The organism is Azospirillum sp. Marseille-Q6669, from assembly GCF_965111635.1.
This window is the reverse complement of the sequence record NZ_CBCOOP010000004.1, coordinates 634,244-652,005: the sequence shown is the minus strand read 5'-3', so window position 1 is coordinate 652,005 and position 17,762 is coordinate 634,244. Positions and strand designations below refer to the sequence as shown.

The window sequence follows — 17,762 nt, the reverse complement described above, 5'->3', positions numbered from 1 at the left end:
TCCTTTTCCTCCCCAAGCGTTGCTGACGATGCGGCGACCAGCCGCGCCGATGGGGAAAGGGTGAATGTTCGGTCATCAAACAATAAGCGAGCTTTTCGCAAGGTGCTGTTGACCTCAGGTCAACAGAGGCTGTCGACCCGGGCGCTTTCTCTTATCCGTTGCGCCCCATGTCGTTGAGTTCAGGTCAACGGACCGCGGCTGGAAACTCATTTGCCCGGCGAACCGTCGTGCCGCAGCGTGGTCGGCAATTCAAGGCGACCCGGCGGTCGCTTCAACAGACGGGAGGAAGGCATGGCGATCGGTTTCATCGGGCTTGGCGCGATGGGCGCCCCAATGGTGCGCCATCTCGCGAAGGCCGGCCAGGACCTGCACGTCTTCGACACCAACCCCGCCGCCCTCGATGCCGCGGCGGCGCTCGGCACGACGGTCTGCCCGTCGGCGGCGGCGGTCGGCCATGCGGCGGAGGCGGTGCTGGTCTGCCTTCCGACACCGGACATCGTCCGGCAGGTCGTGCTCGGCCCCAGCGGCGTGATCGAGGGGAGCAAGGTCCGGATCTGCGTGGACCACTCGACGACGGGGCCAAGCGCCGCCCGCGAGATCGCGGACCGGCTCGCGGGCTGTGGGATCACGGCCCTGGACGCACCGCTGGCCGGTGGCGTGTCCGGGGCGCAGGCCGGCACGCTGTCCGTCATGGTGTCCGGCGAGACCTGGGCCTACGAGGCGCTCGCCCCCGTCTTTCGCAGCTTCGGCCGCCACGTCGTCCATGTCGGCACGGGCGTCGGCCAGGGGCAGGCGCTGAAGCTGATCAACAACATGATCGTGGGCGCCAATCTCGTCGCGGCCAGCGAGGCGATCCTGTTCGGGGTCCGCTTCGGCCTGTCCGCCGACGCCATCCTCGACATGCTCAACGCCAGCACGGCGCGCAGCTTCGTCACGGAGAGCATCCTCGCGGACCGCGTCCTCGACCGGCGTTTCGACTTCGGCTTCCGGCTCGAACTCATGCGCAAGGATCTGCGGCTGTGCGTGGCCGAGGCGGAGGCCGTCGGCGCGCCGATGCCGGTCTGCGCGCTCGCCAAGCAACTCTACGAATTGGCCCACGCCCATGGCGGCGGACAGGACGACATGACGGTCGTCGTGAAGGAGCTGGAGCGCGCCGCTGGAGCGGAGATCGCCCGTTCCTGACGCCAGAGGCGGCCGCCGCCGTTCCCCGAATGAATGGAGTCACGCCATGATGCGTCATGCTCTCGACGGCCTGACCGTCCTCGATTTCACGCACATCGGTGCGGGTCCGACCTGCACGATGCTCCTGGCCGACATGGGCGCCCGCGTCATCAAGGTCGAGCCGCCGCAAGGCGAACTCGGCCGCCAACTCGGCCCAGCCTGGATCGGGGACGACAGCGCGCTGTACCACGCCTTCAACCGCAACAAACTGGGGCTGTCGCTCGACCTCAAGACCCCGCAGGGAGTCGAGGTCGCCCGGACCCTTGCTCGGACGGCGGACGTGCTGGTCGAAAGCATGCGGCCCGGCGTGATGCAGCGCATCGGCCTCGGCTACGACGTGCTTTCGGCGCACAACCCCGGTCTCGTCTACGCGTCGATCTCGGCCTATGGGCAGGACGGTCCCTACGCCGAGCGCCCTGGTGTCGATGGGATCATCCAGGCCGACAGCGGCCTGATGAGCATCATCGGAACGCCCGCGAGCGAACCGTGCAAGGTCCAGGCGCCGGTGGTCGACGTGTTCACCGGCTACGTCGCGGCGCTCGGCATCCTGGCCAAGATGATGGAGCGCCGGCGCGACGGCAAGGGCGGCCAGCTCGACATCAACCTGCTGAACGCCGCCCTGGCACTCCAGCAGCCCTCCATTGCCGGCTACTTGGCGGACGGTGTGCTGCCGAAGCGCCAGGGCAGCGCCGCGCCCTATTCGGCCCCCAACGAGGCGTTTGAGACCGCTGACGGATGGATCATGGTCGCGGCCTACAATGGCGGTCGCTGGGACCGGCTGTGCGAGGTGCTGGGGCGCGTCGACTTGATCCACGACCAGAGGTTCGAAACCTCCGCAACGCGGGTCGCCAATCGGGAGGCGATGCGCGACACGCTCGGGCCACTCTTCAAAGCGCAGCCGAGCGAACACTGGCTGGCCGTCTTGCGCAAGGTGGACGTCATGTGCACACGGGTGGCCGACTACACAGACCTTGTCGGGCATCCGCAGGTGGCGGCCAACGCCATGATCGCCGGGATGAGCCATCCTGCCTTGGGAACGATCCAGGTTCCCGGCTTCCCGATCAACAGTCGCGAGTCCAACGCGGTGCCGCACGCCCCCGCCCCCGCGCTCGGCGAGCATTCCGCCGACATCCTCGCGTCGTTCGGATTTTCCCGCGGCGCCATCGCGGAACTGCTCGACCGCAAGGTGATCGGCTCCCGGCACCCGCGGACGGCCCCATGACAAGACCAGATTACGGGAGGACAGAAGCCATGCTTGCGACCGTCGACAGCCACATTGCGGGACGCTCCGCGCCACCGCTGAAGGGGGCCTATCTCGACAAGTTCGATCCGCGCACCGGCGCCCGGATGCAGCGGGTCGCCGACAGCACGCCCGAGGATCTCGACCGGGCCGTCGCTGCGGCGTCGGACGCACTGGCCGGGTGGCGCGACACGCGACCGTCCGAACGCGGCCGCATCCTGGTCGAGACCGCGCGCGCAATCCGCCGCAACGAAGAGCGGCTCGGCGCCATCGAATCCCGCGAGACCGGCAAGCCGGGCATCGAGATGGCCCAGCTCATCGACCTGACCGCCCAGTATTTCGAGTTCTACGGCGGCATCGTCAACGTGATGGACGGCGAGGTGATCAATGTCGGGCCCGGACATCACGTCTACACCCGCCGCGATCCGTTCGGCGTGATCGGCGTGATCCTGCCCTGGAACGCCCCGCTTCATCAGGCGGCACGGGCGATCGCGCCGGCACTGGCGACGGGCAACACGGTCGCCGCCAAGCCGTCCGAACACACGTCGGGTTCGCTGGTCGAGTTGGCCCGCATCGCGGTCGAGGAAGGCGGGCTGCCGCCCGGCGTGCTCAACGTGATCGTGGGTAAGGGCAGCGTGATCGGCCCGGCGATGGCCAACCATCCGGAGGTGCGCAAGATCTCCTTCACGGGCAGCGTGCGCGTCGGCCAGGAACTCGGCCGCATCGCGGCGGACCGCGTTCTTCCGCTCACGCTCGAACTCGGCGGCAAGTCGGCGAACATCGTCTTCGACGACGCCGACCTCGATGCCGCGGCCATCGGCTCGACGCGCGCCTTCACCTGGAACAGCGGGCAGTGGTGCGCGGCGGGCACGCGCCTTCTGGTGCAGGAGAGCATCCATGACCGCTTCGTGGACAAGCTGCTGACGGCCGTGGCCGAACTGCGCGTCGGTCCCGAGCATGGCGCGACGTCCGGTCCCATCACCACCCACGCGCAGTTCCTGAAGATCCAGAGCTACTTCGAGGCCGCGGCGCGCGACGGGCTGACGCCCGCCATCGGTGGCCGCGTGGCCGACGATCCCCGCCTGGGCGGCGGGTGGTACATCGAACCCACGGTCTATACCGGCGTCACCAATGACATGACCGTCGCGCGCGAGGAGATCTTCGGCCCGGTGGTGTGCGTCATTCCGTTCAAGGACGAGGGCGACGCGGTGCGCATTGCGAACGAGTCCGACTTCGGGCTGGCCGCAGGAATTTGGAGCCGGAATGTCGGGCGCGTCCACCGCGTTGCCGCACGGCTCGAAGCCGGACGCATCGTCGTCAACGACTACAGCGGCGGCTTCGTCCAGACGCCCTGCGGCGGCTTCAAGCACAGCGGCTATGGGCGTGAGCAGGGCATCGACGCCCTGTCGCACTACACCCAGCTGAAGTCGGTCATCATCACGCTGTAGGTGGCGGATTTTGGAAGGCGTCATGAATCTCGATCATCACAACAATGCATTCCTCACCATGATCGGCCTCACGCTCTCGCGGTGGGAGCCGGGCATGGCCGAGTTCGACCTTGTGGTCGATCATCGCCACACCAACCGACAGGGCATCCTGCAAGGAGGAGTTCTTGCGACCATGCTTGATGCCGCCTGCGGCTATGCCGGCCTCCATGACGGGACCGGCGTGGCCGAGGGTGTGGGCGAGGGTCAAGCTGTGACGCTGTCCTTGATGGTGAACTATCTGGCGCGTGTGGAGGGTGGTCGCTTGCGCGCCGTCGGGACGGTCACGGGGGGCGGAAGGCGCATCTATTTCGCAAACGGAGTGGTCCATGCCGGCGACGGTTCGGTCGTCGCGACGGCGCAGGGAAGCTTCAAGCGGAGGGCGCCGCGTTGATCTCTGATCCGTGGTGTCGGCCACCTGCCTCGGCTAGAGTCGGGGTGGTCATGACGCTGATGAACGGATTTGGGAATGCGCGTGTCCGAACTGTCCGAGCTGGCAGCCTTCGTCTCCGTGGCCAAGACACGGAATTTCCGGCTTGCCGGCCTGGAGCGCGGAGTCACCGCATCGGCGATCAGCCATGCGGTGACGAGCTTGGAGGAACGCGTCGGGGTCCGCTTGCTGAACCGCACGACGCGCAGCGTGTCGTTGACCGACGCAGGCGATCTCCTGAACGCGCGGCTGGCTCCGGCGTTTCTGGAGATCCGTGATGCCGTAGACAGCCTCAACCAGTTTCGCGATGCGCCCTTCGGAACGGTGCGCATCAACGTGCCGCACTCCATCGGACGATTCGTCCTCGGCAAGGTCATCGGCCCCCTGATTCGGAACAATCCCGCGCTCCGTCTCGAAGTCATTGCGACGGACCGGATGGTGGACATCGTCAACGACGGGTTCGACGCGGGAATCCGGCTGGGCGGAACGATTTCGCAGGACATGGTCGGTGTAAAGCTGCGACCGCGCCTGCGCCTCGTCGTCGTGGGATCACCCGAGTATTTTGAAACTCGTCCCCTCCCGCAGTTGCCGCAGGATCTGCGGCAGCACACCTGCATCCAGAATGTGTACCCGAGCGGCATCTTCTATCCTTGGGAATTTGAAAAGGATGGTGAGCGCTTTGTCTTCGAGCCGAGCGGGCCGCTGGCGCTCGACGACAACGAACTGATGATCGAGGCTGTGTTGGGCGGGGTGTGCCTGGGCTATGTCTGGGAAGGCTACGCGCGCCCTTATATTGAGGCGGGTCGATTGGTCCAATGTCTGGATGATTGGTGCGCACCGGAGGATTGGCTTTACCTGTACTATCCCAACCGGCGCCATGTATCGGCGGCGATGCGCGCTCTGATCGAGGCGATCAAAGCTTGATCCCCCGGTCCGACGGGGGTATCGCAACAATCACCACTGCTGAATCCAGCTCATCAAGGAAAGAACAAATCTCCGGATTATGACTCCGGCATGAACGGCGTACAACCGCTTTCAGGCACAGCGTGCCGTATCAATCGCGGAACAGACGCCGGCTCGACTGCGTGGGTTCTTGCAGCAAGAGATTTGGCGTAATTCCGACTCAGCAGGCGGAATGACAATGCCCATGCTAAGCGAAGTCAGAGTCTTGATTGCCGATGCCAATCCTGCCATTGCGTCGGGCCTCCGCCTGATGCTTGAGCAGTGGGGTGTGGGAGGGTGCGAAGCGGTTTCCACGCGCACCGAGTTGGCCGCGGCGCTGAGCGAGGCCACACCCGACGTTGTTCTGTTCAACATCGACTTGGTGAGCGATTTGAACGAGATCGAAAGCCTGTTGCGTCGGCACCCGATCGGCGCCATCGGCTTGGCGGCACATTTTCTTACGTCAGATTGGCTGATGCAAGACAAGGTGCCGATTCTCGAAATGCCGTTCGGCCTCGACAAACTGCGGTCGGCAGTTTTGTCGGCAGCACGAGGAACCGGTAAGGGCATCGCTCCGACGGGGGGCGGAGAGGTACGACAGCCGGCAACAGCATCGCAACGATGAAACGCCTGTTCCCACCTCGGCACTGAACACCTCTTAACATTACGCAACAACGCTTCACGGCCCAAAGCGCTCAGCGTGTTGCACGCTGCTCTGCCAACGCTCGGATCAATCATTTTCTGAAGGAGGCGTGACCGTGCAAACGCGGCAACGGAAAAGGAAATGGACCCTTGCTCCCTTAGCGTTGTGCGTGCCGCTGGCGTTCGGAAGCGCCCTTTCGGTTCCGGCGGTTGCGGCGGAGCAGACGCCCGACAGCGTGGAGGTGCGTAATCGGGCGACGGTTACCAAAGGCTTCGAGGCATGGCGGGACGGTACGGGAAGCCCCTACGACCTGCTTGACGAGAACGCCGACTGGACCATCGTCGGTGCATCCCTGGTTGCGCGCACCTACACGGGCCGAGAGGACTTCCTCAGCAACGTGATCCGGCCCTTCGGTGCCCGCATGGCCAGCCGTTTCGTTCCGGAAATCCGGAATCTCTATGCTGACGGCAACACGGTGATCGTGCATTTCGATGCGGAAGGAACGGCCCGCGATGGCCAGCCGTATCGCAACAGTTACGCGTGGTTCCTTACGCTGCGGAACGACCGGATCATCAAAGCGACCGCGTTCTTCGACAGCATCGCGTTCAACGATTTCTGGCAGCGCGTGACGCCGACGCAGTAGCAGAGCAGTTGTCCTGCCCACCGCGCGGCAGGCGCATCAATTGCCGCGTGGCGGACGTTCCTCCTGCGGAGACGGCGAACCGACGCATGAGGCGTGTTCGCCGCCGAAGCGCGCGACAAGCGTATCGATCAATATCCGGACCTTTCCCAAAACATGGGGGCCGGGAGGTCGCAAAACGTAGAGACCATGTTCTGGCATGTCGTAATCGAGAAGGAGCGCTTCGAGCCTTCCGCTCGCGATGAACTCTGACACGAGGAACAACGGAACGGCGGCGATCCCAAGCCCCGCAATCGCCCACTGCACGATGGCATCCCCGCTGTCGGTCCGTAGGCGCCCTTCTGGGCGAACCGACAGCCATTTTTTACCGGAGCGGAACCGCCACTCCGTCTGTACCGCGCCGCTGTAGATCAGACATTCATAGGTGGTAAGGTCAGCCGGCGCGTCCGGTCGGCCGTGTCGCCCGATATACTCCGGGCTGGCGACCAGCACGGCTCGGACCGGCGCGATTCGGCGCGCCACGAGGCTGGAATCGCGCAGCGTGCCAATGCGGACCGCGGCATCGAAACGCTCGCCAATCAGGTCGGCAATCCGGTCGCTGTAGGACACATCCATGGCGAGCCTGGGGTGGAGCCGGGCCAAGTCCGCCAGGACTGGAGCCATGTGATGGACGAAAGCCGCGGGCACGGAAAGGCGCAACCGCCCGATCATCCCACCCCCTCGTTGAGCGACGGAGTCACGCGCGTCCTCCAAATCCGCCAGAATCCGCTCGCACCGCGCTTTGAACTCGAGACCGGCATCGGTCGGGCTGATGCCACGCGTGGTGCGGCTGAGAAGGCGTGTTCCAAGTTCGGCTTCGAGCCGCGCCATCCGCCGGCTGAGGATCGACTTTGAAATGCCCAGACGATGCGCCGCCCGGTTGAAGCCGCCACTGTCGACGATCTCGACGAAGCTCTTCAGGTCCGCGAACTCTGGCATGCCGGTGTTCCCAATCAGGCAACAGTCTGGGCGCATTTAAGGCCATTCTGGCCCGCCAGGTGAACCGCTAACTTGGACCGGTCGCCATCGTCGGATGGCTCAAGAGGTCCAAATCCATGTCCACAGTTCTCGTCCTTACCAGCAGCGTCCTTGGCGAAGCGTCCGTTTCGAACCGCCTCGTCGAAGAGGTCGTTGCACGTCTACGCTTGCAGGAACCCGATCTTCACGTCATTGCCCGGGATCTTGGCCGCAATCCGCTTCCCCACCTGACCATTGATGCCGCCGTCGCGCTGCGGGGCGGTGATCCGGCCAACGCCGATCAGGCGGAAGCCCGCGCTCTTTCGGACAATCTCGTTGCCGAACTCAAAGCGGCCAATACGGTGATCATCGGTGCTCCGATGTACAACTTCGGCATTCCGTCGACCCTGAAATCATGGTTCGACCATGTGCTGCGCGCCGGCGTCACGTTCCAGTATTCCGCCAGCGGCGCGGCGGGGCTGCTCAAGGAAAAGCGGGCAATCGTCATCGAGAGCCGGGGTGGTCTGTACAGCGAAGGCCCGGCGCAGGCGATGGACGCACAGGAGCCGCATCTTCGAGCCTTGCTTGGGTTCATGGGCATCACCGACGTCACATTCATCCGCGCGGAACGGCTGGCTTTGGGGGCGGAAGCTCACGAACTGGCCATCGGTGCCGCGCGGGCGCGGATCGTGCAGACCGTATAGCAAGCGCCAACGCGGCGCCAGAAGGGTTGGACCGGCGGGCGGCTGTGGCGGGCTTCGACGGTACACTGCTGACCACCGCGACAGTGGTCGCCCTCCGCCTGCGTCTGTTCGAGCGGTACTGAGCCGGCATCCCTGCAGCGAACCGGATCAGGGCGGGCACTCGGCGCCGGTCTCGATCCAGGCGGCGATCAACGCGCCGAAGGCGGCCTGCGTGCCCGGTGCCGGACGGCGGCCTTCGCCGGGATGCCAAGCCCAGGCGACGAGATGATCCTCGGCCAAGTGCGTGTGGATCTGGGCAAGACTGCGGCCGCCGTTGCGGGCCGGGTCCTTCAACTGCTGGCAGATCCCGCCGAGGGTCAGCCCCTGCCACGCCATGCTGGCCGGCGCCAAAAGCCATGGCGTGGCGCCAGGAACGGAGCCGATGCGGCTGCCGACCAGGGTGGTGTTCTCCGTCCGGTGGCAGGAGTTGCAGTTCAATCCGGGCTGACCGAACCCGGACTCCCCGGCCTGCATGAACGGAGCGTGCGGGCGCATCGCATCGCCCTGGGTCGGCTGGCGGTCGGCCGGGTGGCAGTTCATGCAGCGGGGATCAGTGAGAACCTTGGCCGCTTCGGTGAAGAGCGCGCGCGAGCGGGACGCGGGATCTCCGGTCGGGACGATCTCGGCGGGGCTTTTCAGGCCGCGCCCGAGATCGGTGGTATCCGCTCGGGCGGTGCCGATGGCAGCGGCCAGGGCCAGGGCGCTCACGGTCACGGCGGGAAGGATGAGACGGGCAATACGTCGCATGGTCATGCCCTCCTCAGCCGGCTGCTGTCGATCGGCAAATTGCGGAGCCTTTGTCCGGTCGCCGCGAAGATCGCGTTCATCACCGCCGGGGCTACGGGCGGCGTGCCCAGTTCGCCGACGCCGCCCGGTGCCTCGGTGCTCGGCACGATATGGACGTCGATCCGGGGGCACTCGTTGATGCGCAGAACTGGCGAGTCATCGAAATTGCCCTCGACGATGGCGCCGTCGGCCACGGTCAGACGGCCATAGAGCACCGCGCTCAGGCCGTAGACGATCCCGCTCTCCACCTGCTGCTTGAGGATCACCGGATTGATGACCTGCCCACAATCGACGGCGCAGACCATGCGGTCGATCCGGACGGTGCCGCCCGGTGTCACCTGAACGTCGGCGACCAGGGCGGCGAAGCTTCCGAAATCAGCGATTACCGCTACGCCGCGTCCACGCCCCGGTTCGAGCGGCGTTCCCCACCCGGCCCGCTCCGCGGCAAGGTCGAGCACCGCGCGCAACCGCGGTGTTCCGGTGAGCAGGCGCCGCCGATAGATCACAGGGTCCTGGCCGGCAAGATGGGCCGCCTCGTCGATGCCGCATTCGATGGCTGGGGCGTTGCGGGTCGGGCCGACGCCGCGCCAGTTGCCGGTCAACATGCCCTCCGGCGCTTCGTGGCGGACGTACTCGACGCGCTTGTTGGGGATATCATAGGGTCCCTCGGCGCCGCCAACGATGTCGAGATCGATGCCGTCCTTGAAGAAGGCCGGCAAGAAGCGCGCCATGATCGCCGGTCCGACGACGCGGTGGCGCCACGACACCGGCAGCCCATCGGGGCCGAGCGTGAGGTGCAGCCGACTGAGGTTCAGATAGCGGAAGGAGTCGTGACGGATGTCCTCCTCACGGCTCCACACCACCTGCACGGGCCTGTCGACCTGCTGGGCCACGCGGGTCGCCAGGGTGATACCGTCATAATCGAGGCGCCGGCCGAAGCCGCCGCCAAGCAGGTGATTGTGGACCACCACCTTCTCCACAGGCAGGCCAGTGACCGCCGCCGCCGCTTGGCGGGCCCGCCCGGCCACTTGGGTCCCAACCCAGACGTCGCAGGAGTCTTTGCGCACATGCACGGTGCAGTTCATCGGCTCCATCGCCGAATGGGCGAGGATGGGCAGCCGGTACAGGGTGTCAAGGCCGCGGGCCTGTGCCGCCTCCGCCGCGGCCACGTCGCCGGCCTCATGGGCGACCAGAGCCGCCCCCGCCATGGCGGCGTCGGCGCGCCGCTCCAATTCCTCGGTGGTCAGGCCGCCGTTCGGCCCGGCATCCCAGGTGATGCGCAGCGCCGCCAGCCCCTTGCGGGCCGCTCCGGTGTGGTCGGCGACCACGGCGACGGCATCGCTCAGTCGGACCACCTGCCGGACCCCCTTGACGGCGAGCGCCGCACTGTCGTCCACCGCCTTCAGCGTGCCCCCAAAGGTCGGGCAGATGGCCAAAGCCGCGAACTTGACCCCCGGTGGGTGGGCGTCGAGCCCGAAACGGGCGGTTCCGTCCACCTTCTCCGGCGAGTCGATGCGGGGCAGCGCTTTGCCGATCAGGGTGAAGGCCGAGGCCGGCTTGAGCATCACGGTTTCCGGAAGCGGTTCCCGCGCGGCGGCGGCGGCCAGTGTGCCGTAGGGAGCGCTGCGTCCACTCTCGGGGTGCCGCACGACCCCGGCTTCGGCCTTGCAGGAGTCAGCGGACACGCCCCATTGCCGCGCCGCCGCAGCGACCAGCATCGTCCGTGCCGCTGCCCCGGCCTGGCGCATGGGTGTCCAGAAACCGCGGATGGTGACCGAACCACCGGTGATCTGGTCGCCAAGCAAAGGGTGGGCGTAGCGCGCCGGGTCGGCCGGCGCCGGCACGGCCCGGATCTGGTCCAGCGGCACCTCCAACTCCTCGGCGATCAGCGTACCGATCGCAGCGTAGACACCTTGCCCCATTTCGGCCGATGGCACGATCACCTCGATCGCCCCGGCTGGCGGAATGCGGATGAAGGGAGTGAGGGTAGCATTGCCAACCGTCGCCGCTTCGGCCGCTGTTCCACCTTCATTTTGTGCGGCGACCCCGGCGGGGCACAGCCCGATCACCAGGGCGCCCCCCACAGAGGCGGCAGAGATGAGGAAGCCCCGGCGGGAAAGCGGGCTGGCGGGAGGCGAGGACAGTGTGTTCCGGTTAGCCATGGCCATGTCACAGATTCTCCTCGCTGACGATGACGCCGGAGGCGCGCTTGATGGCGGCACGGATGCGCGGGTAGGTCCCGCAACGGCAAATGTTCCCGGACATCACCGCATCGATGTCCTCGTCGTTGGGCTGTGGGTTGACGGCCAGCAAGGCCGCCGCCGCCATGATCTGCCCGGACTGGCAATAGCCGCATTGAACCACTTCTTCGGCCAACCAAGCACGCTGGACGCGCGCGCCTTCGTCGGTTTTACCGACCGCCTCGATGGTGGTGATGGTGGAGGAGGAGGCATCCGCAACGGTGGTGACGCAGGACCGCACCGCCTGCCCGTCGAGATGGACGGTGCAGGCGCCGCACATGGCGATGCCGCAGCCGAACTTTGTGCCGGTCAGACCGAGAACGTCGCGCAGCACCCATAACAGGGGAATGTCTCCATCCACATCGACCGTGTGCGTCATACCATTGACGTTAAGGGTGTGGGGCATGGTCGGAGGCTCCCTTGCGATGCGCTGTTGGTGCGATGTTCGGCCGTGCTTGCGATGTCCTGGTGCGGTGGCTGCCTGGCGGTCGGTCAGGCAGAGACGGGTCGGTTTGCGGTCTCAACCTTAGGCAGCCGGAACTGAGCAGACCGACTTAAATGGTGTGAAAATGTGTGAGGCGCGCCGATGGGGGGCGCGCTATCACAAAGGTGAGGTTGACTTTACAAAGGTGAAGTTGCCGTTTTGGTCCCGTACGATATGATTTTGCACCACCGTCGGAGGGCGGGGACGGCCGGAGAGCGCCGGGGGTACCATGGGGGATTTCGGCGAGAGCCGGTGTGACGTGGAACCATGTCCGGCTGCTGGATCACAGTCGGCACGCAAAGCGCACGTTCCGGGGGTACCCGCGATTTCGCTGGGTCCCCCCTTTCAGGCTCCCAGTCACGCCGTTGACTTGGGCGAGATCGTCTTCGGCCCTTATCGGCTGTTGCCGCAGGCTCGCAAGCTCTACCGTGGCGATACGGTGGTGCGCATCGGCAGTCGTGCCATGGATCTGCTGATCCTGCTGGCCACACGGGCGGGAACGACCCTGACCAGCGAAGAACTGATGACCGCCGTCTGGCCCGGCATCCACGTCGAGCGCAACACACTGCGTGTCCAGATTGCCGCGCTGCGCAAGCTGCTCGGCGTCGAGCCGTCTTGTCTGGACTGCATCGTCACGGTCACGGGGCGCGGTTATGCGTTTGCCGTGCCATCGGTGTCCACCACTCCGCTCCGCCCGCTCTCCATCGCGCCGGAGCAGCATGATCTGTCACCGCCCCAACCGGCGCTTCCGCTGACGCGGCTGATCGGCCGTGACGCGCTGGTCACCGAGGTCGGACGACAAATCGGCGCTCATCGGCTGGTCACGCTGGTCGGGCCGGGCGGCGCCGGCAAGACGGCAGTGGCAATGCGGGTCGCTATCTTGGCGGCGGGCAGAGGGGAGGAGGTGGTTCCCGTCGATCTGTCGCCGCTGCCGGACGGTGAACTGCTGGCCGCCGCCGTGGCCGGTCGGCTCGGTCTGCCGGGCAATAGCCTGAACCCCACGGCGACGATCCTGCGCTACCTGTCGGACCGGCGCACCTTTCTGCTGCTCGACACCTGCGAACATCTCGTCGCTACGGCGGCGCGCTTCGTCGAGGCGGTTCTGGCGGTGGCACCGGGGGTCCGCATTCTTGCCACCAGCCGAGAGGCGCTGCGTGTTGCGGAGGAACAGATTCATCCGGTGCATGGCCTACCGTCGCCGGTCGCCGGCCAAGTGGCACCGGCCGACGCGCTGACCTTCCCGGCGGTGCGGCTGTTCATCGAACGCGCCGGCGCGGCCTCCGCCGGTTTGCGCTTCGGTGCGGCGGAGGCGCCCATCCTGGCGGACATCTGCCGGCGCTTGGACGGGCTGCCGCTGGCCATCGAACTGGCTGCGGCCTTGGTTCCCCATTTCGGTGTCGCCGGTCTTCTGCAGGCGCTTTCCGATCGCTTCGCGCTGCTCACCAGCGGTTACCGCACGGCACTGCCCCGCCACCAGACCTTGTTGGCGACGGTGGAATGGAGCTATCGCCTGCTAGACGAGGCGGAGCGGAGGGTCTTTCGTTGCTTCAGCGTGCTCCGCGGCGCCGTCGCCTGGGATGACGCGGTTGCCGTCCTTTCCTTCGATGCCGCCGACGCCGCCCTCGTGAAAGGTCTGCTCCAGCGGCTGGCTTCGAAATCGCTGATCGAGGTGACGCCCGACGGGCTTGGCGTCCGCTGTCGCATGCTCGACACCAACCGGGACTTCGCCTGGGCGGAGTTGGTCGCCAACGGCGAACAGGATGCCGCGATGGCACGGCATGCCGAGCATTGGACGATGCGGTTGGAGAACTGGACGCCGGAGCCGGCGGACGGCGCTTCACAACGGACAGGCTGGGAGGCGATGCTCGCCAACGTCCGTTCGGCGTTGCGCTGGTGCTGGTCGACGGAGGAGGGGCAACCGCTTGGCGTGCGTCTTACCCTCGCCGCCGTGCCGCTGTGGACCAACCTGTCGCTGATCGCCGAAACCATCGAGGCCGTCGGGCACGCACTCGACGCCATCCCGCCGGGTGATCCCACGCGGCGGCGCAACGTGATGCGGCTTCACGCCGCGCTGGGCGGCGCTCTGATGAACATCGACGGAGCCGGCGAGCGCGTGCAAGCCGCCTGGAGTACTGTGCTGGCCATCGCCGAGGATCTGGGCGACCGCGAGGCACGGCTGAAGGCGCTGTGGGGGCTGTGGATCGACCGGCGCAATCAGGGTGACGCCCGTGGAGCGCTGACGATCGCCCAAACCTATGCGCGCCTGTCCAGCGGTGTCGACGATCCGCTGTTCGCCATCCTCGGCGATCGGATGCTTGGCGTCTCACACTTCTTTGTCGGACGGTTCGCAACGGCGCGCGGCAGCATCGAACGCATGCTCGCGCGCAGCGGAACCATTCCCCGTTCGGCGCAGATCGCCGCCTTCCAGTTCGACCAGTCGGTCGCCGCCCGCTGCTTCGAGGCGCAAATCCTGTGGCTGCAGGGCTTCCCCGAACAGGCGCGCGCCGTCAGCCGGCGCAACGTCGAGGATGCGGTGTCCAGCGACCATGCCGGCAGCATCAGCTATGCGCTGTCGGAGGCGGCCTGCCCGATCGCTCTGCGCAACGGCAACCTCGAAGAGTTGGATGGCTTCGCCGGCCTTTTGATGGCCCGCACCAAGGGTGCAGGGTTGGCCATCTGGCACACTCTCGGCCGCTGCTACGAGAGCTTCCTCCTGATCGGTCACGGCCGGCTTGACATCGGCCTGCGTCAACTGGCTGAGGTCTTGGGCGAGTTGCGCCACATCCGACATGGACCGCTTCTGACGCATATACTTGGGGAGTATGCGGCGATCCTGATCGACGCCGGCCGCCCTGTTGAGGCCGAGCGGGCCCTGCGCGAGGCCTTCGGCCGCCTGCGCCGGAATGGCGAAGGGTGGTGCGCGGCCGATTTGAAGCGGGTGCGTGGTGAACTGGCAGCCCGGAATGGCAACCCGGTGGAGGCGCGGCGCTGGTTTGAACGCGCATTGGCCGAGAGCCGACGGCAGGGCGCCCTTGCCTGGGAATTGCGTGCCGCGACGAGCTTCGCCCGGTTCCTCCGCGATCAAGGTGACACGGCCGAAGCGACCACGACGTTGTCCAACGTGCTCGGGCGGTACGGCGAAGGCTGGGGGACGCAGGATCTACGCCGGGCTCGCTCTCTGTACGACGAGGTAACGGTTTGTTCTTCGATCGCGGCGATTCGATCCGGGTAGACGGCACATGGTCCTTGTTCCCGACGACAATGATGCAACGCACGGTGAGAGCACATCTAATCCGGGAAATGGTGACCAAATTTCCCGATCAGGAGCCGCCCCCACCCCGTGAGCGGAAGAGCTTTTCGGTGACGTTGTTGCGCCAGCGGTCGCGCGAGCGCAGGTAGCGCCGGGCCACCTCGGTGGACTTGTGGCGGGTCTGGCGCATGATGTCGTGCAGCTGCGCCTCCTCCTCGGCCGCCGCGGTGGCGAGGCCGGCGCGCAAGGAGTGGCCGGAGAAGCGCGCCGGCTCGGGCAACCCGGCCCGGACAGCGCTCTCCTTGACCAGCCGCGCCACCGCCTTGTCGGAGAGCGGCTTGTCGGTGACCACGCCGTTCTTTAGCACGCCGCAGAACAGCGGGTCCTCTGGGCGCAGGGCGCGGCGCGCGGCGAGCCAGGCGTCGAGGGCGCGCAGGGTGCAGAGGTCCGGGTCGGCGGCCGCCCAGATGGCCACCGCGTCGCCGCGCCCGCGCTGGTCGGTCTTGGAGCGGCGCACCGTCACTTCGACACCGCGGTCGGGATGGCGGACGACGTCGGCGACGCGCAGCGCCACCAGCTCGGAGCGCCGGAGCGCGGCGCCGTAGCCGATCAGCAGCATGGCGCGGTTGCGCAGGCCGAGGAGCCCATCACAAAACGGGGGCAACGGCGACTCGGCTGAGCTATAGCTGGAACGATGTTCGGCTCGCCCCCAATCCAAACACTGCACTTGAAGGTGCAACTGCGTGACGTCCATCCGGCGGTGTGGCGCCGGGTGCGGATGGTGGACCGCCTGTCGGTCGCCGATCTGCACCGGGTCATCCAGGTGCTGATGGGCTCGACGGACGAACACCTGCACCGCTTCCGCATTAATGGCCGGAGCTATGGAATCCCGGCCATCGGCGGACTGCACTTCGGCGAGAACGCTGCGGCCGTGCCGTTGGCGCGGTTCTGCTTCCGGCCCACCGAACGCTTTCTCTACGAGTACGATTTCCGCGCCGGCTGGCGGGTCGACATTCGCGTCGAGACGATCCTGGCGACCGTGCCCCGGTCGCCGCATCCGGTGTGTCTGGCCGGCCGGGAGACCAGCCCGCCGGACTCGTACAGCGGCCCACAGGATTTCGCCGATCAGCGGCGCGCCGCGGTCGGCTGGGCGATGGCCGAGGACCTGGACACCGTCGCCGCCGTTCTCCGGCGAGTGGCGGAGGGGGATCGCTGCGCCCTCGACGATCCCGACGAGCGTCACGCCTTCGAACGGGCGGTGACCCGTCTGGAGGCACGCCGGCCCTTTTTGCCCGGCGCCTTCGAGCGTGCCGCGGTCAACGCCGCTCTGCGGCAAACGTTCACGGTGGAGCGGTGCTCGGGATGATCCGGATGGCGGTGCAGGTGGTGTTCATCGCGGAGAATGGAGAGCGGGAGGTTCACGAGGTGGCCCGGGAGACCATGCAGAACCCCTGGGTGGTCAGGCGGCATTCGCAGTCGCAGGCACCGTGGTGTCGTTGGCGGCCATCGCTGGGTACCATGCGCCAAACGTCTCGCGCAGGGTGCCGTCGAGGGTCCGGGTGCGGATCTGCACCATCCGGTGAGCGCCGACCTTCGACCACTGCATCTGCTGCTTCTTGGCGAAGCGCTTGTCGACCACGACGTTGACCGTGGACTCCACGAAGGCGGTGGAGATCGGCTCGTCATTGCGCCGGCGCCCGCCGTAGTTCGGGATGATGGCGCGGTTGCTCCGGATGTAGGTGGCAAACTCGGCCGTTGCCTTGGCGAAACGCGCCAAGTTGGGATAGCCGCTCTCCAGCACCTCCAAATCGTTGGCCAAGTCCTCGATCCGGGTCAACGCCTCGCGGGCGTCGCCGTGCCACAGCCGCCACTTGATGCGCTCCAGGGCGGTCTGGATGTCCTCGGCCTCCGCGGCGTTGTGATGCGCCAGACCCTTGGCGTACTGGCCCAGCACCGTCAGCGGCATGGTGATGTGGAACCAATCGAGGTAATGCTCGGCGCACGGTGAGAACCCGTCCACCAGGGCATGGAGGTTATCGCCGCCATCGGTCAGGAAGACGAGATCCTGGTTCATCTGCAGGCCCTGGCTGCGCAGGACCTCGAAGATCCGGCGCTTCGGCCGGTCGTCCACCGTCTGCACGCAGCCGAAGTACCGATGTTCGCGGTCCTCGGGCACCGATTTGCCGACGATGACTTCGAAGCTGGCCTTCTTGTCGTCCCAGTTGCGGACATAGCCGCCATCGAGGCCAACGACGATCGGGCCCTCGGGGATCGGCAGCTCCTTCCAGTCGGCCGGGCATCCGTCGATGAACCCGACCTGCTCGGGCCCGAGGCCGGCATCGCAGCGCCTGGCGACCTTGTGAAGGTGGTTGCGGATGGTCGAGGCGTTGGCCGTGGTGCCGACCGGCAGGACCTCCTTCAGCAGATCGGCCGTCAGCCCGTACGACACCAGCGACGCCCACTTGCTCTCCAGATACAGCAGCTCCGGCGCGGTGTGCTCGGTGAACAGCGCGGTCAGCGGGCAGAAGGTCCGACGGTTGGCTGCTTGGCAGCGGCAGTGGACGAGACGCGGGCTGGGCAGCCGGACGACACCGAAGGCTGTACGGAAGACGATGGTCTCATACGGACGACGCGTGAAGGCTTCCATTGAGGCTGGCCCGCTC

At 66.6% G+C, this 17,762-nt stretch carries 15 protein-coding genes and 1 pseudogene; 10 read left to right on the top strand and 6 right to left on the bottom strand.

The annotated features are described in order from the left end of the window. Positions 1–291: 291 nt before the first annotated feature. From ACWPXE_RS24325 to ACWPXE_RS24295, 7 genes are all read left to right on the top strand, one after another. Entirely contained in the window at positions 292–1,182 is an 891-nt protein-coding gene (locus tag ACWPXE_RS24325; RefSeq protein ID WP_454019884.1) for an NAD(P)-dependent oxidoreductase, read from the top strand. 46 nt (positions 1,183–1,228) lie between these two features. Continuing rightward, complete coding sequence (locus ACWPXE_RS24320) at positions 1,229–2,443, top strand: CaiB/BaiF CoA transferase family protein (RefSeq protein ID WP_454019883.1); 1,215 nt, start codon at positions 1,229–1,231, stop codon at positions 2,441–2,443. Positions 2,444–2,472: 29 nt separating this feature from the next. Then, positions 2,473–3,909: an aldehyde dehydrogenase family protein gene (locus ACWPXE_RS24315; RefSeq protein WP_454019882.1), complete on the top strand. Its 1,437-nt coding sequence runs from the start codon at positions 2,473–2,475 to the stop codon at positions 3,907–3,909. 22 nt (positions 3,910–3,931) lie between these two features. Then, positions 3,932–4,339 carry a PaaI family thioesterase gene (locus tag ACWPXE_RS24310; protein ID WP_454019881.1) on the top strand — a complete coding sequence of 136 codons (408 nt, stop codon included), beginning with the start codon at positions 3,932–3,934 and terminating at the stop codon, positions 4,337–4,339. A gap of 81 nt (positions 4,340–4,420) precedes the next feature. Beyond that, on the top strand, positions 4,421–5,299 hold the full coding sequence (locus ACWPXE_RS24305) for a LysR family transcriptional regulator (RefSeq protein WP_454019880.1): 879 nt from the start codon (positions 4,421–4,423) through the stop codon (positions 5,297–5,299). Between the two features lie 223 nt (positions 5,300–5,522). Beyond that, positions 5,523–5,942 (top strand): hypothetical protein, encoded by a 420-nt coding sequence (locus ACWPXE_RS24300; RefSeq protein WP_454019879.1) that lies wholly within the window; start codon positions 5,523–5,525, stop codon positions 5,940–5,942. Positions 5,943–6,069: 127 nt separating this feature from the next. After that, positions 6,070–6,603: a nuclear transport factor 2 family protein gene (locus tag ACWPXE_RS24295; protein WP_454019878.1), complete on the top strand. Its 534-nt coding sequence runs from the start codon at positions 6,070–6,072 to the stop codon at positions 6,601–6,603. A gap of 36 nt (positions 6,604–6,639) precedes the next feature. Here ACWPXE_RS24295 and ACWPXE_RS24290 read toward each other — a convergent pair whose 3' ends face one another. Further along, positions 6,640–7,578, bottom strand: a complete 939-nt coding sequence (locus ACWPXE_RS24290; protein ID WP_454019877.1) for a LysR family transcriptional regulator — start codon at positions 7,576–7,578, stop codon at positions 6,640–6,642. A gap of 116 nt (positions 7,579–7,694) precedes the next feature. Between ACWPXE_RS24290 and ACWPXE_RS24285 the strand changes: the two genes are divergently transcribed. Beyond that, positions 7,695–8,300 carry an FMN-dependent NADH-azoreductase gene (locus ACWPXE_RS24285; protein WP_454019876.1) on the top strand — a complete coding sequence of 202 codons (606 nt, stop codon included), beginning with the start codon at positions 7,695–7,697 and terminating at the stop codon, positions 8,298–8,300. Between the two features lie 147 nt (positions 8,301–8,447). Here the strand turns inward: ACWPXE_RS24285 and ACWPXE_RS24280 are convergent, their stop codons facing one another. The 3 genes from ACWPXE_RS24280 to ACWPXE_RS24270 are packed head-to-tail and all read right to left on the bottom strand — an operon-like array spanning position 8,448 to position 11,771. Continuing rightward, positions 8,448–9,086, bottom strand: a complete 639-nt coding sequence (locus ACWPXE_RS24280) for a hypothetical protein (RefSeq protein WP_454019875.1) — start codon at positions 9,084–9,086, stop codon at positions 8,448–8,450. A gap of 2 nt (positions 9,087–9,088) precedes the next feature. After that, positions 9,089–11,287 carry a molybdopterin cofactor-binding domain-containing protein gene (locus ACWPXE_RS24275; protein ID WP_454020058.1) on the bottom strand — a complete coding sequence of 733 codons (2,199 nt, stop codon included), beginning with the start codon at positions 11,285–11,287 and terminating at the stop codon, positions 9,089–9,091. Between the two features lie 7 nt (positions 11,288–11,294). After that, positions 11,295–11,771, bottom strand: coding sequence for a (2Fe-2S)-binding protein (locus tag ACWPXE_RS24270; RefSeq protein WP_149162896.1), 477 nt, complete (start codon positions 11,769–11,771; stop codon positions 11,295–11,297). A gap of 448 nt (positions 11,772–12,219) precedes the next feature. Here ACWPXE_RS24270 and ACWPXE_RS24265 point away from each other — a divergent pair, with 448 nt between their 5' ends. Further along, positions 12,220–15,081 carry an ATP-binding protein gene (locus tag ACWPXE_RS24265; protein ID WP_454019874.1) on the top strand — a complete coding sequence of 954 codons (2,862 nt, stop codon included), beginning with the start codon at positions 12,220–12,222 and terminating at the stop codon, positions 15,079–15,081. Between the two features lie 88 nt (positions 15,082–15,169). On the opposite strand, the gene ACWPXE_RS24260 is transcribed toward ACWPXE_RS24265, so the two are convergent. Continuing rightward, positions 15,170–15,763 (bottom strand): site-specific integrase, encoded by a 594-nt coding sequence (locus ACWPXE_RS24260; protein WP_454019873.1) that lies wholly within the window; start codon positions 15,761–15,763, stop codon positions 15,170–15,172. A 30-nt stretch (positions 15,764–15,793) separates the two neighbouring features. On the opposite strand from ACWPXE_RS24260, the gene ACWPXE_RS24255 reads away from it, so the two are divergent. Further along, complete coding sequence (locus tag ACWPXE_RS24255) at positions 15,794–16,465, top strand: plasmid pRiA4b ORF-3 family protein (RefSeq protein WP_454019872.1); 672 nt, start codon at positions 15,794–15,796, stop codon at positions 16,463–16,465. A 93-nt stretch (positions 16,466–16,558) separates the two neighbouring features. Here the strand turns inward: ACWPXE_RS24255 and ACWPXE_RS24250 are convergent. Further along, positions 16,559–17,734 (bottom strand): annotated as a pseudogene (locus ACWPXE_RS24250) (ISKra4 family transposase); the annotation flags it as partial. Between the last annotated feature and the right edge of the window lie 28 nt (positions 17,735–17,762).

Coding starts and splice junctions, on each gene's coding strand:
- ACWPXE_RS24325 (WP_454019884.1), top strand. CDS start 292: ATGGCGATCGGTTTCATCGGGCTTGGCGCGATGGGCGCCCCAATGGTG.
- ACWPXE_RS24320 (WP_454019883.1), top strand. CDS start 1,229: ATGATGCGTCATGCTCTCGACGGCCTGACCGTCCTCGATTTCACGCAC.
- ACWPXE_RS24315 (WP_454019882.1), top strand. CDS start 2,473: ATGCTTGCGACCGTCGACAGCCACATTGCGGGACGCTCCGCGCCACCG.
- ACWPXE_RS24310 (WP_454019881.1), top strand. CDS start 3,932: ATGAATCTCGATCATCACAACAATGCATTCCTCACCATGATCGGCCTC.
- ACWPXE_RS24300 (WP_454019879.1), top strand. CDS start 5,523: ATGCTAAGCGAAGTCAGAGTCTTGATTGCCGATGCCAATCCTGCCATT.
- ACWPXE_RS24290 (WP_454019877.1), bottom strand. CDS start 7,578: ATGCCAGAGTTCGCGGACCTGAAGAGCTTCGTCGAGATCGTCGACAGT.
- ACWPXE_RS24285 (WP_454019876.1), top strand. CDS start 7,695: ATGTCCACAGTTCTCGTCCTTACCAGCAGCGTCCTTGGCGAAGCGTCC.
- ACWPXE_RS24280 (WP_454019875.1), bottom strand. CDS start 9,086: ATGCGACGTATTGCCCGTCTCATCCTTCCCGCCGTGACCGTGAGCGCC.
- ACWPXE_RS24275 (WP_454020058.1), bottom strand. CDS start 11,287: ATGGCTAACCGGAACACACTGTCCTCGCCTCCCGCCAGCCCGCTTTCC.
- ACWPXE_RS24270 (WP_149162896.1), bottom strand. CDS start 11,771: ATGCCCCACACCCTTAACGTCAATGGTATGACGCACACGGTCGATGTG.
- ACWPXE_RS24255 (WP_454019872.1), top strand. CDS start 15,794: ATGTTCGGCTCGCCCCCAATCCAAACACTGCACTTGAAGGTGCAACTG.